The 1,165-nt window shown below is 24.5% G+C and carries 1 pseudogene; it reads left to right on the plus strand.

Going from position 1 to position 1,165, the window contains the following annotated elements:
* Positions 1-380 precede the first annotated feature (380 nt).
* Positions 381-916: pseudogene (locus tag ACEW7V_RS00330) on the plus strand (transposase); the annotation flags it as partial.
* Positions 917-1,165: the final 249 nt, after the last annotated feature.

A 1,165-nucleotide genomic window follows, 5' to 3' on the forward strand; every position in this document is an offset into this window, starting at 1 on the left:
ACGTATTTTTAAATAATAAATTAAATTTGCATGCATTATATTATTATTATTCTAATAATATGTTTTATATTAATATTATATCAAAGAAAAAATATAGCGGCATTAAATGGCTTAAAAACATATTTTTGAAAAAGGCTTATTCGTCAAAATTCGTCACCGTTATAGAATAAATATTTAAGCTACCAAACTATTTGGAAGTAGTGAGCAGATGCAAAATGAAAAAAAAGTAAGAAAAACATATATGTGGGGGGGATGCTTTCTAAACATGCAAATGGGCTTTTAGGAAATGCAAGAAAACTCTTTAAAAAAAAGACCAACTCAAAAGTTGGTCTTTATATTATTAAAAAATATTAAGTTGTCTAAATAAATGAAACAGTTAGTTAAGGCTTAAGAAAAATAAATATTATTATCATAAAATTAAAATCTAACCTCAAAATAGTCCCAAATTTAATTAATCAAGACTTTACTACCTCCCAACCCATGAAAAAACTATTTACCGACATTACTTATTTTAAAACTCCCCAAGGTTTTATCTATTTTTCATGTGTTATTGATTCTTTTAATAATCAAATTGTCTCTTTTCATCTAACCGCCAAGATAAAGAATTAATTTTAAATGCCATTAAAAAAAATATCGCTTTGAAAAATCTTGCATTATACATTCTGACCAAATTAAAGTTTATCAATCTCTAAAAGTACAAAAGTTTTAACTAAAAAGGGTTTTAATTAGCATGTCTCGTAAAGCAACCCCACGTGATAATGCTGTCATTGAAAATCTTTTTGGCCAGATGAAAAGTATTTTATCCAACCAACATCCCTTTTTATTCCAAAAAACACCAAGTAAAATCAAAAAAATAATAAAACAATTTACTTCTTTTTGGAATAATAAATGGATTTTAACTAAATTAAACAATTAATCTCCTTTAAAATGCTTTCAAACTTTTAGATAAATATTTAATTACGGATATATAAACTTATAACCTTTGAAAAAGGTTGTTTGTCGCCATTTTTCTACAAAAAACAATAAATTCCGCATTATTTCATAAGAAATTTAATCAATGTCGTTTTATATGCAACTTTTTCATTTTTTCGGCCTATATATATAATGTAGGGATAAATATTTAAAAAAATATCTTTGAAACTAGCAAATTATAAAACATTAGACA

The sequence above is a fragment of the Areca yellow leaf disease phytoplasma genome, assembly GCF_041920595.1.